We start from the raw sequence: 16456 nt of genomic DNA on the forward strand, positions 1-16456 counted from the left end.
TGCGTACGCTGTGCGCGTCTGCGTACAGTGTTCGCATCAAGGGAACACCGTACGCATCGAAAGCAACGAGGGAGTCCCCATGTCGGAGAAGAAGCCCACACCCAGCCTCGACGGTCTCGACCTCACCCACTGGCAGTCCCGGCTGGACGAACTGCGCGCCGCCCATCACGTGCCGGGCGCCACGCTCGCGGTGCTCGTCGACGGGGAGATCCATGAGCTGGCGAGCGGAGTGCTGCACCGGGGGACGGGGGTGGAGGTGACGACGGACTCGGTGTTCCAGTCGGGTTCGATCGCGAAGGTCTACACGGCGACGCTGATCATGCGCCTCGCCGACTCGGGCCAACTCGACCTGGACGCACCGGTGAAGGAGATACTCCCCGAGTTCGGGACGGCGGACGCCGAGGCCACCCGGACCATAACCACCCGCCAACTGCTCTCCCACACCAGCGGATTGACCGGCGACTTCTCCTACGACGCGGGCCGCGGCGACGACTGTCTGGCGCGGTACGTCGAGGCGGCGAGGGACGTCGCCCTGGACTGCCGCCCCGGCACCGCGATCTCCTACAGCGGCATCGGCTACAACGTCCTCGGCCGCATCATCGAGGTCCTGACCGGCAGGACCTGGGACGAGGCCCTGAAGGACCTGCTCTTCACCCCGCTCGGCCTGGAGCGCTCGATGACGCTGCCCGAGGAGGCCCTGCGGTACCGCGTCGCGATGAGTCACCTCGGCGAGCCGGGCCAGGACCCGGACCCGGCCCCCGCCTGGGACCTGATGCCGCGCTCGGCGGGCCCGTACGGCAGGGTCCTCGTCTCGGCGGGCGACGTGGCCCGCCTCGCCAAGCTGCACGTGGACGGCGGCACGGCCCCCGACGGCACTCGGCTGCTCACCGCCGGGGCCGTCGAGACGATGCAGCGCCGCGTGGTCGACGTACCCGACAAGTGGACGGTGAGCGCGGACGGTTGGGGTCTCGGCTGGACCCTCTACGACTGGGACGGCATCGCGGGCTACGGCCACGACGGCGCCGCGATCGGTCAGTACGGATATCTCAGGGTGGTCCCGCACGCGGGCGTGGCGGTCGTCCTTCTCACCAACGGCGGCGGCGCCCGCGAGCTGTACGGCTCGCTCTTCCGTGAACTGCTCGCCGAACTGGCGGGCGTACGGATGCCGGACGCCTTCGAGCCGCCCGCGAACCCGCCGGCCGTGGACTTCTCCCGGTACGTGGGGACGTACAAGCGGGCGGGTGTCGTCATCACGGTGGACGAGCGGGAGGGCGCGCCCCACCTCAGCTACGAGTTCGTGGACGGCATGAAGGACTTCTCGCCGACGCTGGACGTCGATCTGTACGCCGTGACGGAGACGGCCTTCGCGGGTACGGGCGCGGGCCCGTCGTTCAGCGAGGGATACATGCCGGTGGTGTTCACGACGCTGGCCGACGGGACGGAGTGCTGCTACATCGGGATGCGGGCGGCACCGAAGGTGGCGTGAGGGGTGTGGCCTGTCGGCGGCGCGTGAGCGGGGCGGCGCGTGAGCGGGGCGGCGCGTGAGCGGCGGCGCGTGAACGGGGCGGCCGGGGGTGCATTTTCCGGCCGCCCCGCTCTGGGCGCCAGTCGCCGTCAGACGTCAGATGACAGACGTCAGACGTCAGATGACAGACGTCAGGTGACAGATGACAGATGTCAGTCGATGTCACCCAACCGGCGCACGGTCCAGACCTGGTTGGGCATGTCGCCGGGAGGCGTGAGGTCGATCTGGCCGCCGAGATACCTGGAGTTCCACCTCAGGCCCTTCTCCGAAACGATGTGGAGTCCGCCCAGGGTCTTCTCGAACGTCCAGATCGCGGGCTGGCCGGAGTCGGTGACCCACAGCCGGTCGTTGACGGCCACCAGGATGAGTTCCTCCTGTTCGGCGAGGTGGATCCGGTAGCCGGACCCCTCGGGGATGACCTCCCACTCCTGGAAGAAGGGGTTCTGGAACGGGGCGGTGGTGACGGGGACGCCGTGGTCGAGCCGTTCCTCGCCCGCTGTCATGCGGGCCAGGGACCCGATGATGTGGGCGTCGAAGGTGTAGACGCCCGGGGGCAGTTGGATCGAGGGCATGGTCAGTTCCTCTCGTTCCGTCCGTTGAGTGTGCCGGCGACGGTCCGCCGCCGGTCTGCGCATCACCCTCACCGGGAACCGCATCCGCAGACAGGGCCAAATACTGCCAAAGAGACGAAGGCCGGGATCATTCGGTCACAACAGCGCCGGAAGCCGGCACCCGCCCCGAAGCGACCGCCCACCCCTGCTCACCCCTTACGCATCAGCTCCACCGCCCGGCTGAAGCTGTCCGCCCCGTGCCCGGCGTCCACGACGCGGCGGAAGACGTCGCGAATGGCTTCGGGGAAGGCCGCGTCCACACCGGAGTCGGTGACGGTGTGGACGACGTGGTCCATGCTGGCGAGACCCATCGAGGTGCGGTCCACGTCCCCGGCATGGTTGCCCGCGTCGATACGAGCCGCGTAGAAGTCGATGAAGTGCCCCATCCCCGCGAAGTTCTCGGTGACGTACGGGGCGATCTCCTCGGCCTTGATGCCGTGCGCGGAGGCCACGGCGACGGCCTGCCAGTACGCGACCATCGCGGGCCAGAAGATGACCATGTTCAGCTGGTACATGAGTGCCGCGAGGCCCGGGTCCTCGCCCCGGTAGTCCGACTTGCCGGTGATGACTTCAAGGGCGTCGCGGTGCGCGTCGTATGCCTCACGCGGCCCGCTGTAGAAGGTCGAGACATCAGGGGTCCCGATGAGCGGCGGCGGCGAGAGCACGCCCCCGGTGAGGTGGACGCCTCCGAGTTCCCTCACCCGCCGGGCGCCGGCGCGGGCCTTCTCCGGGGTGTCGGAGCTGAGGTTCACGAGAACGCGCCCCGCGACGGCGTCCTTGGCCGAGTCGAGTACGCCGTCCATGGCGTCGTAATCGATCAGGCTGAGGACGATCAACTCATTGGCGGCGATGGCCTCTTCCGGGGTGGCGGCGAGGGTTGCTCCGCGCTGCACGAGGGCGTCGGCGCGGGAGGGGGTGCGGTTCCAGAGGGTGACGTCGTAGCCGCGGTCGAGGTAGGCGGCGGCCATGGCCTGGCCCATGGGGCCGAGGCCGATGACGGTGACAGAGGGTGCGGGCATGGGTGTCTCCGGATAGGTGGGGAGGTGCCGTGAACCAACTAAAACGAACGCTCTAATTAGCGCATGGCGAAAACGTAGCACAGGGCTGGAACGAACGCTCTAATTAATCGGCGGGTAGGCTGGGAGCCATGCCCGCCAAGAACAGCTCAGCGCCTGCAGCGCCCGCAGAGACCAGCTCTCTCCCCACCCGCGACCGGATCGTCTCCGTCGCGGCGCGGCTCATCCAGCGGCAGGGCTATGTGGGCACCGGCATCAAACAGATCGCCAAGGAGGCGGAGGCGACGCTCGGCTCCGTCTACCACTTCTTCCCCGGCGGCAAGGAAGCCGTCGCGGTGGCCGCGATCAAGTACAGCGACGAGGAGTTCGCGACGGTCCTCAGGGACACGCTGGCGCGTGAGGCGGCCCCGGGCGCCGCGATCGAGGCCTGCGCGGTCGAACTGGCCGTGCTGCTGCGGGAGTCGGGCTGGACGGACGGCTGCCCGGTGACGGCCGCCGCCCTGGAGACGCTGGGCACGGAGTCCGAGATCCAGCAGGTGTGCGCGGCCGCGCTGCGGAGCTGGGAGCGGATCGTCGAGGAGAAGCTCCTCGCGGCGGGCTTCACGGCCGACGATGCGCGGGAGGTGTCGACGACGGTGATCAGTGCGCTGGAGGGCGCGGAGGTGACGGCTCAGGTAAGCCGCAGTGAGGAGCCCTTGCGGGCGGCCGGGCGGCAGTTGGCTCGGCTCGTGGGGACGTACCGCTGACGCGGAATCCGCAGCTCTCTGCTGGTCAACTGAGCGCACTGTAAGTGGAGTTGGGCCCAGAATCGCCTTGCGTGAACGCGGTACAGATTCGCGCGCTCCCTGGATACTCGTGGACATGCCAAACAATCAGGAAGGGTGGCGGCCCAAGGGGTACGACGGGCCGGGTTGGGAGCCACCCAAGGAGCCGCCGCAGGGGCCGCCACAGGGGCCGCCTCGCGACAGCGGCGGAGGCTCCGGTGGGCGCTCCCGGTGGAGCATGCCGGGAGTGGCGGCGGTGATAGCGGTCGCGGTCTGGTCGATCCTGGCCTACCAGTGGACCGAGCAGAACGACTGCTCACTCCCGGAGTCGTACGGCCTGGTCCTCTCGCACGGCACGCCGGATCCCTGGGAGGGGTGCGGGGACTAGGGGCGCGGCGCCTTGGCCTTCACGGCTTGGAGGAGGTGGGCCAGGGCTGCGGGGGTGGTGGTCAGTTCGGTGGCGGGGGCGTCGCTTTCGCGGAGGTGGATGTGGGGGCCGGTGGCGGTGGCCAGTTTTATGCAGGTGTTGCCGTCGCCGCCATCGGAGAAGGTCGACTTCTGCCGGCGCAGAGCTGGAGTCATGGGGGTTCGCCTCACAGTTCCTTCGACAAACGGTGGATGAAGTCCCGTGACGCCGTGGGGTCCAGGGATGCCTTCTCCACCTTACGGAACAGTGTTCGAAGCCGTTTCAACCGCGGGCTTGGCTCGATCGGTCCTACGAAGTGAGCGATGCGGCCGGCCTCTTTGGCGGCGGTGACGAAGCCTGACCCATCCGTGCGGAAAGTCCCGGCGGTACCCCGCATTTGCTGGGGCCCCGCCGGGACTTTCCCGCTGTTGCGGCCCCGGTACACGGCTGTGGCAGTCGCGACGCAGTCGGACGATCTTGGTCGCCTAGGGTGTGGGTGACCGCGGGGGCGAGGTGTTCCCGCATGCTTGAACGGGGTTGTGCCGTGAGGAAGTTGGCTTCACTGGTGGGTGTCGTGGCCTTGACCGGGGCCGCCCTCGTGGGTGGGACCGGGGCCGCTTCGGCGGCTGCGCCCACCGAGGCGAAGGCCGCCGTGTGCGGCAAGGGCAACGTGGTGAAGGCGAAGGAGAGCGTCAAGATCCGCAAGGAGCGGAAGCTTGGCTCGACCGCGCTCGGGCTGTTCCCCAAGGGCGCCAAGGGCAAGTGGGCCGCCTGCACGGTGGAGTTCGGCCAGACGTACTCCCTGTGCGGGTGGGAGAACGACAACCGCTGGTCGTACATCGACTACCGGGGGACCAAGGGATGGGTGCCCACCGCCTGTGAGAACTTCGTCTCCTGACGGCAGTTGCCTTTCGGGCGACGGCGTGAGCGAGTGAGAGCGTGAGAAAGTCCCGGCAACACGCCGTAGAACACGGCGTGTTGCCGGGACTTTTCCGTAATCCGCTGCCCGCGTACCGCTACGCGCTCGGCTTCTCCTCCAGGCGGGGGAACAGCACCGCGCCCTTCGTCACCGTCGCGCCCACCGGAAGCCGGCCCCAGGTGCCCGCCTCCTGGACCTTCTGGTCCGCCAGCGCGCCGAGCGAGGCCTCCGCGCCCAGGGAGTCCCACAGCTTCTGGGACGTCTCCGGCATGATCGGGTTGAGGAGAACCGCCACCGCACGGAGCGACTCCGCCGCCGTGTAGAGGATCGTCGCCAGGCGGGCCTTGCCCTCCGGCGACTCGTCCTTGGCCACCTTCCACGGCTCCTGCTCCGTGATGTAGCCGTTGACCTGCTTGACGAAGGTGAAGATGGAGAGGATGCCGGACTGGAAGTCCAGGTCCTCGCCGATCGCCCGGTCGGCGTCGGCCACGGCCTTGGCCAGGCCGTCCTGGACCGCCTTCTCCGCGTCACCGACAGCCGTCGCCTCGGGCAGCGCGCCGCCGAAGTACTTGCCGACCATCGCCGCCACGCGGGAGGCGAGGTTGCCGTAGTCGTTCGCCAGCTCGCTGGTGTAGCGGGCCGTGAAGTCCTCCCACGAGAACGAACCGTCGCTGCCGAACGCGATGGCGCGCAGGAAGTACCAGCGGTACGCGTCCACGCCGAAGTGGGAGGTCAGGTCCTGCGGCTTGATGCCGGTCAGGTTCGACTTCGACATCTTCTCGCCGCCGACCATCAGCCAGCCGTTCGCGGCGACCTTGCCGGGGACCGGCAGGCCCTGCGCCAGCAGCATCGCCGGCCAGATCACCGCGTGGAAGCGGAGGATGTCCTTGCCGACCAGGTGGACGTTGGCGGGGAAGGTCGCGTCGAACTTGTCCTGGTTTGCGCCGTAGCCGACGGCGGTTGCGTAGTTCAGGAGCGCGTCGACCCAGACGTAGATCACGTGCTTGTCGTCCCACGGGACCTTCACGCCCCAGTCGAACGTCGAGCGCGAGATCGAGAGGTCCTGGAGGCCCTGACGGACGAAGTTCACGACCTCGTTGCGGGCCGACTCCGGCTGGATGAAGCCGGGGTTCTCCTCGTAGAGGGCGAGGAGCTTGTCGCCGTACTCGCTGAGCTTGAAGAAGTAGTTCTCCTCCTTGAGGAGCTCCACCGGCTTCTTGTGGATCGGGCACAGCTTCTGGCCCGCGAATTCGCTGCCTTCCGCGCCCTCGATCAGGTCGCCGGGGAGTTTGTACTCCTCGCAGCCCACGCAGTACGGGCCCTCGTAGCCGCCCTTGTAGATCTCGCCCTTGTCGTAGAGATCCTGGACGAACTCCTGCACGCGGTCCGTGTGACGCTTCTCCGTCGTACGGATGAAGTCGTCGTTCGCGATGTTCAGGTGCTCCCAGAGGGGCTTCCAGGCCTCGGTGACCAGCTTGTCGCACCACTCCTGGGGTGTGACGCCGTTCGCCTCGGCCGTGCGCATGATCTTCTGACCGTGCTCGTCCGTGCCGGTGAGGTACCACACCTTCTCGCCGCGCTGACGGTGCCAGCGCGTGAGCACGTCCCCTGCAACGGTCGTGTAGGCGTGGCCCAGGTGAGGAGCGTCGTTTACGTAGTAGATGGGGGTCGAGACGTAGAACGCCTTCGCGTTCTCGTCCGCTCCCTGCTTCTCGGATCCAATGGCCGCCATGGTCGAAATCCTAACGGCCTGATGGAGATCGACTCACATCGATTCCAGGGGGTGGACCCGGACGCGGACCAGGGGGTGGACCCGGGGCTTCCGGGTCCACCCCCTGGTCCGGGAGTGCGAAGGGTGCGCTACGGGCGCCAGGTCGCCAGCAGGCCCTCGTACAGCTCCTTGTCCGTGAGCTCCTTCGGCGTCGGGCCCGCGTGGAAGAAGGCCGCGTTGTCCGCCTTGAGCTTGCGGAGGTAGTCGAAGCCCTTCGCGTCGTGGTCGCCGAAGGCGATGAACTGGAAGAAGAGGGGGTGCTTGGCCGCTTCCGCGAGGGCCTGGGTCGCGGGGCCCTTGGCGTCCGGGGCGCCGTCCGTCTGGAAGATCACCAGGGCGGGGGTTCCGTTCGAGCCGTGGTCCGACTTCTCGTAGTGGGTTACGACCTCTTCGATGGCCCGGTGGTAGCTGGTGCGGCCCATGCGGCCCGCCGCCGCGTGCAGCTCGTCGACGCGGCCCTCGTGGTCGGGGAGGGTGAGGGTGCCGGTGCCGTCGATGTCCGTCGAGAAGAAGACGACGTGGACGGAGGGGCCTTCGGCGTCGGGGTCCGTGTGGGCTGCCAGGGCGAGGGTCTGGTCGGCGAGGCTCTGGGCCGAGCCGTCCTTGTAGTACGGGCGCATGGAGCCGGAGCGGTCGAGTACGAGGTACACGGGGGCGCGGACGCCGGTGAGCTCGCGCTTCTTCAGGGCTGCGGCGGCGGCCTTGTAGGCGGTGGCCAGGGCGGGGGCCTTGGACTTGAGCTTGGCGGGGGTGGTGGCGGGTTTTGCGGTGGTGGGGTGGGGCTCCGCCGGGGTGGTGGGGGTTTCTGCGGTTGCGGCTGCGGTTGCGGCTGCGGGTTCGGTTGCGGCTGCGGGTTCGGCTGCGGCCGGCGTCTCGGGCTCCGGCTCCGGCTCGGGCTCCGGCTCGGGGGCGGGTGCTTCTGCGGCTGCGGCCGGCGTCTCCGGCTCTGCTTCGGGGGCGGGTGCCTCTGCTGCTTCCTCGGCCACCGGCGTTTCCGGCTCCGCCGGGGTCACGCGTGGCTCTGCTTCTTCATCGGCGCCGGCGCCTTCGGGCTGTGCCCACCCGTCCCGCCCTGCGGGACGACTGCCCACAGCAGCAGCTTCGGGTGCTGGGGCTGCCTCCGGCTCGGGGGTCGCAGCGGCGGTTTCGGCTGCGGGGGTCGGCTCGGGCTCGGGGGTTGCAGCAGCAGCTTCGGGTGCTGGGGCTGCCTCCGGCTCGGGCGTGGCCTCAGCCGCAACCGATGCCTCCGGTTCGGGCGCAGTCTCAGCCGATGCCTCCGGCTCGGGCGTGGCCTCAGCCGCAACCGATGCCTCCGGCTCGGGCGTGGCCTCAGCTGCAACCGCTGCCTCCGGCTTCGGCTCCGGAGTCGGCTCCCGTTCTGCGGCAGTCCCCGGCGTTGCCTGCGAAGGCACCGTTACGTTGTCGAACGCCGCCGCCACCATCGCGTCGACCTCCGACTGGGTCGGCTCGGGGCTCGGGGCTGGTACCGATACCTGTGGCTCGGCCTCGACGGCGGGGGAAGGGGACGGTACCGATACCTGTGGCTCGGCCTTCGCGGCAGGCGCAGGCACCTCCGGCTCGGCCTCAGCGGCAGGCGCAACCTCTGCCTTGCGTGACCGACCGAACGCGTTCCGCAGGACACTCAGAAACCCCATGGGCGCACCCCTTCGCGTGAGTTGATTCCGGTAACCCCTGGCCAGGGCGGACACGTAAGGTTAGCCGCCGCATTCCGCGATCTTGGTGAGGGTCGCCGTACACCGGCGGCAGCGTCACCCTTACCACTCAGGCCCACGTCAACTGCCCTATGTGTGCCCCCGGTTCACCTCCCGTTCACCCGACGGCCGCCGCTCTGCTGACCTCCGCCCCTAGCCTCACGGCGGAATCAAGCCACGCCCACAAAACGGAGGAACCGTGCGCAAGCTGCTGCCGATCATCACCTCGCACCAGGGGAGCGGCGGCCGTTCCGCCATGACCTGCCGGTTCCGCTGTGGTGATGCCTGCTTCCACGAGGTGCCCAACACCAGTGACAACGAGTACGTCGGTGACGTCATAGCCGGCGCGCTCAGCCGCCGCTCGATGATGCGCGCCGCCGCCGTCGTGACCGTCGCCACCGCCGCCGGAAGCGCCGTCGTCGCAGGTCCCGCCGCTCCCGAGGCCACGGCCGCGGCGGCCGGGAAACCCGCGGCGGACAAGAGCAAAACGGGGGCGCGCGGTCTCCGCTTCGCGCCCGTCGCGCCCAACACCACCGATGCCGTGACGATCCCCGAGGGCTACGCCCAGAACGTCGTCATCCGCTGGGGCGAGCCCATCCTGCGCGGCGCCCCCGCCTTCGACGCGGACAAGCAGACCGCGAAGGCGCAGGCCGGACAGTTCGGGTACAACAACGACTTCCTCAGCCTCCTCCCGCTGCACCGCGAGCACGGGCGCCAGGTCCTCGTCGCCAACCACGAGTACACGGACGAGATCCTGATGTTCAAGGGGTACGACCCCGAGAAGCCCACCCGCGAGCAGGTCGAGATCGCCTGGGCCGCGCACGGTCTGTCGGTTGTCGTGGTCGAGGAGGAGCGGAAGAGCGGGAAGCTCGCCGCCGTCTCCCGTCACCAGCTCAACCGGCGCCTCACCGCCACCAGCGAGTTCCGCCTCGCCGGGCCCGCCGCCGGCAGCGAGCTCGTCCGTACGAAGGCCGACCCGAAGGGCGTCACCGTCCTCGGCACCCTCAACAACTGCTCGGGCGGCACGACCCCTTGGGGCACCACCCTGCACGGTGAAGAGAACTTCAATCAGTACTTCGGCAATGCCGAGAAGGTCACCGACCCCACCGCCGCCGCGCGCCTCAAGCGGTACGGAGTCATCGGTGCCGCCTCCGAGCGCAAGTGGGAGCGGTTCGACGACCGTTTCGACCTCGCCAAGGAGCCCAACGAGGCCAACCGCTTCGGCTGGGTCGTCGAACTCGACCCGTACGACCCGGAGTCGACCCCGCGCAAGCGCACCGCGCTCGGCCGCTTCAAGCACGAGGCCGCGCAGCCGCGCCTCACGCACGACGGCCGCCCCGTCGTCTACATGGGCGACGACGAGAAGTTCGACTACTTCTACAAGTTCGTCAGCAGCAAGCGCGTCGCCAAGGGCCGCTCCCGCGCCGCGCACGAGCACAATCTCACCCTCCTCGACGAGGGCACCCTGTACGTCGCCAAGCTGACCGGCGACTCCCCGGCCACCGAGATCGACGGCAAGGGAACCCTGCCGAAGGACGGCGAGTTCGACGGCAGTGGCACGTGGATTCCGCTCGCCACCGCCGGGCCGGGCGGGAAGGCCGTCTCGCACGTCGACGGCATGACCGCCGAAGAGGTGTACGTCTTCACGCGCCTCGCCGGTGACAAGGTGGGCGCCACGAAGATGGACCGCCCCGAGGACATCGAGCCGTCCCCGCACACCGGCAAGGTGTACGTCGCGCTCACCAACAACTCCGACCGCGGCAAGGCCGGCAAGGCCGGTGCCGACGAGGCCAACCCGCGCAACCTCAACAAGCACGGCCAGGTGCTCGAGCTGACCGAGCGCCGCAACCGCGCCGAGGCCACCACCTTCGCCTGGTCGCTCTTCCTCGTCGCGGGCGACCCGAACGACCCCTCGACGTACTTCGCGGGCTTCCCGAAGGACAAGGTCTCCCCGATCTCCTGCCCGGACAACGTCGCCTTCGACCCGCACGGCAACCTCTGGCTCTCCACGGACGGCAACCAACTCGGCTCGCACGACGGCCTGTTCGGCGTCGCGACGAAGGGCGAGCGGCGCGGTGAGCTGAAGCAGTTCCTCACCATGCCGAAGGGCGCCGAGACCTGCGGCCCGCTCGTCCAGGACCGCCGCGTGGTCGTCGCCGTGCAGCACCCGGGCGAGATCGACGGTGCCTCGGTCGAGAAGCCGGCGAGCGTCTGGCCCGACGGCCCGGGCAAGATCGTCCGCCCGTCGGTGGTCTCGGTGTGGCGCAAGGACGGCTGCGACATCGGCGTCTGACAGCCAGGAGTACACCGATGGGGCACGCCCGTTTCTGCGGGGTGCCCCATCGGCGTACGTACACGTCTGCTCAGTCGTTCTGCTTGCGGCGGTACACCGCGAAGCCGAGGCCCGCCGCGCCGAGTGCCGCCATGCCGCCGCCCGCCGCCAGCAGCGGGGCGCTGGCAGCGGCCGGGGAGACGCCCTCCGCGCCGGCCTTGACGCCGCCCTTCGGCACGGTCTGCGGCTTGGTGGTGGAGGTGGAGGTGGAGGTGGAGTTGGGGGCGGGCTTCGTCCCGTTCTCCACCCAGGACTTGATGGTGCCGTCGGGGTTGAGGACGACGTACAGGCCGTTGTTCTGGCCGGTCGCCGACTTGCCGTTGGCGTCCAGGGTGTCGAGCTTGGTGCCCTTGGCGTAGATGTCGGCCTGGTAGTGGTTCTTGCCGAGCTTGTAGATCTTGGCGGTGGAGCCGTCGGCCAGCTTGGCGGTGCGGACGTAGACGCGCTTGTCGACGGGCTGCGGCTTGGGCTTGGGGGCCGCCTTCTTGGTGATGGTGCCGTCGGCGGTGAGCGTGAAGGTGCAGCCGTCGATCTTGGTGCTCGCCGGGTTGATGTACGCCTTCAGGGAGCCCTTGGCGGCGCCGTCGTGGGAGATCGCCGCCTTGGCGCTGCGCGCGGACGCGTTCACGTCGACCTTCGCGGACCAGCCGTTGCCGAGGTCCGTCACGCCCTTGGAGACCCAGCTGCCGGGGACGGGCTTGTCCTTGTCGCGGTCCTTGTCACGGTCCTTGTCCTTGTCCTTGTCGACCAGCTTCGCGGTCGCCGTGCCGTCGGGGGACAGGGTGAAGGTGCTGCCGTCGATGGTCGTGCTCGCGGACGTCTCGTACGCGGTGAGGGAGCCCTTGGCGGCGCCGTCGAGGGAGATCGTCGCCTTGGCGGTGCGCGCGGAGGCGTTGACCTGGACGTCGGCGGTCCAGCCCTTGCCGAGATCCGTGACGCCCTTGGACTCCCAGCCGCCGGGGACGGGGGTGTCAGGGTCGGTGTCGGTGTCGGTGCCGCCCTGATTCGTGCCCTGATTCGTGTCCTGGTCCGTGTTCTGGTCCGTGTTCTGGTCCGTGCTCTGGCCCGTGTTCTGGTCCGTGCTGCCCTGGTCACTCGGCGCTGTCTGCTCCTGCGGAGCCGACGGTGCGTCGGCCGCGAAGGCGGCCGTGGTCGGGACGGCGAGCGCGGCGATCGCTCCGGTGGCGATGGCGGCGGTGCGGAAGGTACGGCGGGTGGCGCGCATAGCGGTGATCCCTCGTGACTGGTCGGGCGAGCTGTCCGTCTTTGTGCCCCTTTGCGGTGGCGACAGACCTGAAGCTACGGGCGCTGTGTGTGCGTCATCCGTAGGGAATGTAACAACCGGCCGCAGGGCGCGCCGCGGAACCGTAAAACGAATAAAAGCCCAGCTCAGGGGCGGTTTGGTCGAAGGTCATCGGTTGTCCGGGACCTAAGTCACGTGCGGTGCGGGACGCCGGCCCCTCACGCCGCGGGCGCCGGTGCGTCCCCCGCCCGCCCCGTCCTCAGCAGCCACTCCCCGTACGCCGGAGCCTGCCGCGCCGCCTCCCAGTACGCGGCCTCCAGTGCGCCGTACACCGTGTCCAGCTCCCCCTCCGTACGCGCGGTCACCAGCAGTCGCACGCCGAGTGGATCGCCGTGCAGCGGGCGGACCGCCATGTCGGGTCTCGCCCGCGAGGTCGGCTGGCAGACGGTGACGACCTCGCCGGTGGCGACGAGGGACGACGCGGTGAGGTAATCGCCGTGCAGGACACGGGGGTTGATGCCCGCCGCGCGAAGCACCCGGAGCAGTCCGTCCCACTCGCCGTCCACGGTCGGGTCCACCATCCACCGGTCGTCGGCGAGATCACCGAGGTGTACGACGGACTTGGCGGCCGCCGGATGGTCGGCGGCGATGAACACGAACTGCGGTTCCCGCTGGACGAGTACGCGGGTGCACAGCTCCTCGGGCAGATGCAGCGGGCTGCCCTCCACCTCGTGCACGAAGGCCACGTCCAGCTGGCCGCCCGCGACCATGCGGAGCAGCGCGTTCGCGGAGACGTCCATCTGGAGCGAGGGCTCGGTGCCGGGCAGCCCGGCGCGCAGCCGGCGCAGCCAGCCCGGTATGGCACGGCTGGCCGTGGAGCCGATGCGCAGCTGCGGGCTCTCGGAGGCGCGGGCCGCTGCCGCCTTGGTCTCGCTGACCAGGGCCCGCATCTCGCTGATGAGCGGGCGGGCCCTGCTGAGGGCGACCCGGCCGAGCGGGGTCGGGCGGCAGCCGGTGCGTTCGCGGGCGAAGAGCTGACCGCCGACGGCCTGCTCGATGCGGCGCAGCTGGGTGGTCAACGAGGGCTGTGTCATGCCGAGTTGGCGTGCCGCCTTGTGCAGGCTGCCGGTGTCGGCGATGGCGCACAGTGCGCGGAGGTGTCTCACCTCGAGCTCCATGGTCTGTGAGCGTAGAGCGGTGAGGGGCGCCGCACCAGACTCACAAACCACACGGGAAGCACGCGAGTTGGGCGTCCCGTGACCTGCCGGAAGGCGGGCGATAGCCCGGCACTATCGCCAGTTGCCATCATCCGCAGACCCCGCGGGCTCCCCGACACTCCCCCTACCGAACCGTTCACCTTTCATCGAACGAGTAGGGAGCCCCCCACATGAACAAGCGTTACCTCTCGGTCGCGGCCGTCGTCGGCCTCGCCGCCGCAGGACTCGGCACGACGTCGGCGACGGCCGCGGCCCCCACGCCGTCCTCCGCCACCACGTCCTCGTACGCCTCGTATTCGGCGTATGCGGGATCCGGTGAGGAGGCCGCGGCCAACAAGGCGTTCTTCGACGCCGTCCTGAAGTCGGTCGCGGAGAAGCGTGCGGCCAATCCGGGAGCGAAGCAGGTCACGGTGGTGTACGACGCCTCCGGTGCGCCGACCTTCGCCCAGCAGATAGCCAGCAGTACGTCCATCTGGAACAGCGCGGTGTCCAACGTGAAGCTCCAGGAGGGGAGTGGCGGTGCGAGCTTCGAGTACCGCGAGGGGAATGACCCGCGTGGTTCGTACGCGAGCACGGACGGCCACGGCAACGGGTACATCTTCCTGGACTACGCGCAGAACCAACAGTACGACTCGACGCGCGTGACGGCGCACGAGACCGGCCATGTGCTGGGTCTGCCGGACCACTACGAGGGTCCGTGCAGCGAGCTGATGTCCGGTGGCGGCCCCGGCCCCTCCTGCACCAACTCGCAGCCGGACGCGAACGAGCGGGCCAAGGTGGACCAGCTGTGGGCCAACGGCCTGGCGAAGGCGCTGAAGGACCTGAAGGACCTGGACAAGGTGAGCTGATCGCTTTTCCGTCCGCTGCCCCGCCCCTTCCCGAAGGGGCGGGGCAGCGGCGGATCAGGGGCGGGGCAGCGAAGGGTCAGGGGTGGGCAGCGGACTGATCAGCGGACTGATCAGCTCCGGGGCGACGCGATGGCCCGTGCCGCCGCCACCTCCTGGCGCAGCGGCTCCAGCACGCTCTCCTTCGGGCCCGTGAAATCCGCCGAGACCTCCTCCAGGGTCTCCGAGTACCGCAAGCCCTGCGCCAACTCCCGCAACTGGACGGCGACTTCGCGGATCTCCACCGCGCCGGGCGGCTGAGCCCCATGCCGTACCCGCACCCGCGCCGCGGTCGTCGCGTCCACGATCCGCTCCACCGCCACCATCAGCGGCCACCACGCCGCCGCACGCCGCCCCGTGGGCGGCGGTTCCGTCAGGGCCCGCTGGAACTCCGTACGGATGACGGAGAGGTCCCGGTAGAGGCGGCGCCGCATCCGGGCCTGGGCCGCCGGCTCCCCGGCGGTGGTGCCGAACGCGCACTCCACGTACGTCGCCGTGTCCGCGACCGCGTCCGCGAGCCGGTCCCCGATCCGCGTGTGCCAGCTCTCCGGCCAGAGCAGATACCCCGCGACCAGCGCGATCGCGCAGCCGATCAGGCTGTCCACCAGGCGCGGGACCACCAGCCCGAAGCCCTGGTGGTTCAGGACGTCCGACAGGAGCAGGATCACCGGCGTGATCGCGGCCGTCTGCCAGCCGTACCCGCGCGGCGTGAGTGCGGGGATCAGCGCCGCCAGGAGCATCATCACCGGTACGTCCCACCAGCCCCGCGGCACCTCCGCGAGGACCGCAGCCGCGACCACCAGACCCGCCGCCGTGCCCAGCGCCCGCAGCACCGCCCGCGAGAAGACCGAGCCGAAGTCGGGCTTGAGGACGAACGTGACGGTGAGCGCCACCCAGTACGAGCGCGGCACGTCGATCAGCGAGACCAGCGCCTGCGCGATGCCGATGCAGAGCGCGAGCCGCAGGCCGTAGCGCCAGGAGGCGCCGGAGAGCATGACGTTGCGGGCGGCGCGGCGGGCCCGGACGCGCAGGGCGGCGGGGCGGCCGAGGCGGTCGTCGACATTCACGACGCCGTGCGGGTCGGGGTCGTTGAGGGTCTCGGCCACGTGCCGCAGCGCGTGGTCGACGGCTCGGGCGGAGGGATTGCGCGGCTCGGGGAGCACGGGTTCCGGGACGGTCGTGCCGCCGTTCGAGGCCACCGCGTCCGCGAGCCGCCGCACCGCCGCAGGGACCTCGGGCGACAGCGGCTCCCCGCACTGGTGCGCGGCGGGCGCGGCCTCGACGACCGGCGTGATCGCGTTCAACTGGGCGATCAGCCGGACCAGATCGGGATTGCGGCCGTGCGAGCGGGTGCGCCGGGCCAGGACCAGGTCGTACGACTGGTTGAGGGAGGTCGTGACGGCCGTGCGCGCGTCCGCGTACCGGTCCGTGCCCGCCGCTTCGAGCAGCGCGGCCACGCTGCGGTAGGTGGCGGCGACGGCCGCCCGCTCCGGTACGCCCGACCGCAGCGGCCAGGCGAGCAGCGCGAGGGTGAGGACGAGCAGTCCGCCGCCGGTCATCAGGACGGGCGCCAGCCACCACTCCCCCGGCATCGGAAGCCCCGCGCCCACCACCGAGTTGAGCAGCAGAAGCAGCCCCGACACGGAGGCGACCGCCCCGATCGTCGACATCATCCCGGAGACGAGCGCGACCAGGGTCACCACACCCACCGCCACCCAGCCGTGCCCGAAGACGAGCGAGCCGACGGTGACGCCGAGCGCCCCGAAGAGCTGCGGTACGGCGATGTTGTAGACCCGCATGCGGTACGCGTCGGCGGTGTCGCCGATGACGCCGGACAGCGCGCCCATCGAGGCGAGCGCCCCGTATGTCGGCTTGCCCACCGCCATGCCGACGACGAGCGGCAGCGACATCGCGACGGACGCGCGGGCGACGGCGGCCCAGGGGATGGGCGCGGACTGCGGTTTGAGCGTCCTGACCAGCCAGCCGGGCGGGGTGAGTGTGCTCAGGGGGCCCGCGGGGCCAGGTGATTCGGGGCGGCGCATGCGCCCATTATCGC

At 70.0% G+C, this 16456-nt stretch carries 14 protein-coding genes and 1 pseudogene; 6 read left to right on the forward strand and 9 right to left on the reverse strand.

Features of this window, described 5'->3' with window-relative positions:
* Nucleotides 1-79 precede the first annotated feature (79 nt).
* Nucleotides 80-1486: a serine hydrolase domain-containing protein gene (locus ACIBKX_RS22780; protein WP_363270227.1), complete on the forward strand. Its 1407-nt coding sequence runs from the start codon at nucleotides 80-82 to the stop codon at nucleotides 1484-1486.
* 191 nt (nucleotides 1487-1677) lie between these two features.
* Here ACIBKX_RS22780 and ACIBKX_RS22785 read toward each other — a convergent pair whose 3' ends face one another.
* Complete coding sequence (locus ACIBKX_RS22785; protein ID WP_363270226.1) at nucleotides 1678-2097, reverse strand: hypothetical protein; 420 nt, start codon at nucleotides 2095-2097, stop codon at nucleotides 1678-1680.
* A gap of 188 nt (nucleotides 2098-2285) precedes the next feature.
* A complete protein-coding gene (locus ACIBKX_RS22790) occupies nucleotides 2286-3155 on the reverse strand; it encodes an NAD(P)-binding domain-containing protein (RefSeq protein WP_363270225.1) in 870 nt (289 codons plus the stop codon).
* A gap of 128 nt (nucleotides 3156-3283) precedes the next feature.
* Here ACIBKX_RS22790 and ACIBKX_RS22795 point away from each other — a divergent pair, with 128 nt between their 5' ends.
* Together ACIBKX_RS22795 and ACIBKX_RS22800 are read left to right on the forward strand one after the other, a co-directional pair.
* On the forward strand, nucleotides 3284-3898 hold the full coding sequence (locus ACIBKX_RS22795) for a TetR/AcrR family transcriptional regulator (RefSeq protein WP_363270224.1): 615 nt from the start codon (nucleotides 3284-3286) through the stop codon (nucleotides 3896-3898).
* Between the two features lie 115 nt (nucleotides 3899-4013).
* Nucleotides 4014-4304 (forward strand): hypothetical protein, encoded by a 291-nt coding sequence (locus ACIBKX_RS22800; RefSeq protein ID WP_363270223.1) that lies wholly within the window; start codon nucleotides 4014-4016, stop codon nucleotides 4302-4304.
* Here ACIBKX_RS22800 and ACIBKX_RS22805 read toward each other — a convergent pair.
* Nucleotides 4301-4498, reverse strand: a complete 198-nt coding sequence (locus ACIBKX_RS22805) for a DUF397 domain-containing protein (RefSeq protein WP_363270222.1) — start codon at nucleotides 4496-4498, stop codon at nucleotides 4301-4303. The genes ACIBKX_RS22800 and ACIBKX_RS22805 overlap by 4 nt on opposite strands.
* A gap of 11 nt (nucleotides 4499-4509) precedes the next feature.
* Nucleotides 4510-4608 (reverse strand): annotated as a pseudogene (locus tag ACIBKX_RS22810) (transcriptional regulator); the annotation flags it as partial.
* Nucleotides 4609-4896: 288 nt separating this feature from the next.
* Between ACIBKX_RS22810 and ACIBKX_RS22815 the strand changes: the two are divergent.
* Nucleotides 4897-5220 (forward strand): hypothetical protein, encoded by a 324-nt coding sequence (locus tag ACIBKX_RS22815; RefSeq protein ID WP_363270221.1) that lies wholly within the window; start codon nucleotides 4897-4899, stop codon nucleotides 5218-5220.
* 118 nt (nucleotides 5221-5338) lie between these two features.
* Here ACIBKX_RS22815 and metG read toward each other — a convergent pair whose 3' ends face one another.
* Both metG and ACIBKX_RS22825 read right to left on the reverse strand, forming a co-directional pair.
* Complete coding sequence (metG, locus tag ACIBKX_RS22820) at nucleotides 5339-6973, reverse strand: methionine--tRNA ligase (RefSeq protein WP_363270220.1); 1635 nt, start codon at nucleotides 6971-6973, stop codon at nucleotides 5339-5341.
* Between the two features lie 128 nt (nucleotides 6974-7101).
* A complete protein-coding gene (locus ACIBKX_RS22825) occupies nucleotides 7102-8025 on the reverse strand; it encodes a VWA domain-containing protein (RefSeq protein ID WP_363270219.1) in 924 nt (307 codons plus the stop codon).
* 898 nt (nucleotides 8026-8923) lie between these two features.
* On the opposite strand from ACIBKX_RS22825, the gene ACIBKX_RS22830 reads away from it, so the two are divergent.
* Nucleotides 8924-11017 carry a PhoX family protein gene (locus ACIBKX_RS22830; RefSeq protein ID WP_363270218.1) on the forward strand — a complete coding sequence of 698 codons (2094 nt, stop codon included), beginning with the start codon at nucleotides 8924-8926 and terminating at the stop codon, nucleotides 11015-11017.
* A gap of 70 nt (nucleotides 11018-11087) precedes the next feature.
* Here the strand turns inward: ACIBKX_RS22830 and ACIBKX_RS22835 are convergent, their stop codons facing one another.
* Both ACIBKX_RS22835 and ACIBKX_RS22840 read right to left on the reverse strand, forming a co-directional pair.
* Nucleotides 11088-12281, reverse strand: a complete 1194-nt coding sequence (locus ACIBKX_RS22835) for a hypothetical protein (protein WP_363270217.1) — start codon at nucleotides 12279-12281, stop codon at nucleotides 11088-11090.
* A 236-nt stretch (nucleotides 12282-12517) separates the two neighbouring features.
* On the reverse strand, nucleotides 12518-13477 hold the full coding sequence (locus tag ACIBKX_RS22840; protein WP_363270216.1) for a LysR family transcriptional regulator: 960 nt from the start codon (nucleotides 13475-13477) through the stop codon (nucleotides 12518-12520).
* A 209-nt stretch (nucleotides 13478-13686) separates the two neighbouring features.
* Between ACIBKX_RS22840 and snpA the strand changes: the two genes are divergently transcribed.
* Nucleotides 13687-14364 (forward strand): snapalysin, encoded by a 678-nt coding sequence (snpA, locus tag ACIBKX_RS22845; protein WP_363270215.1) that lies wholly within the window; start codon nucleotides 13687-13689, stop codon nucleotides 14362-14364.
* Nucleotides 14365-14474: 110 nt separating this feature from the next.
* Here snpA and ACIBKX_RS22850 read toward each other — a convergent pair whose 3' ends face one another.
* Nucleotides 14475-16442, reverse strand: coding sequence for an FUSC family protein (locus ACIBKX_RS22850; protein ID WP_363270214.1), 1968 nt, complete (start codon nucleotides 16440-16442; stop codon nucleotides 14475-14477).
* Between the last annotated feature and the right edge of the window lie 14 nt (nucleotides 16443-16456).

Origin of the sequence: Streptomyces sp. NPDC050658 (assembly GCF_044457025.1) — a bacterium.
In the GTDB taxonomy this organism is placed as follows: Bacteria; Actinomycetota; Actinomycetes; order Streptomycetales; family Streptomycetaceae; genus Streptomyces.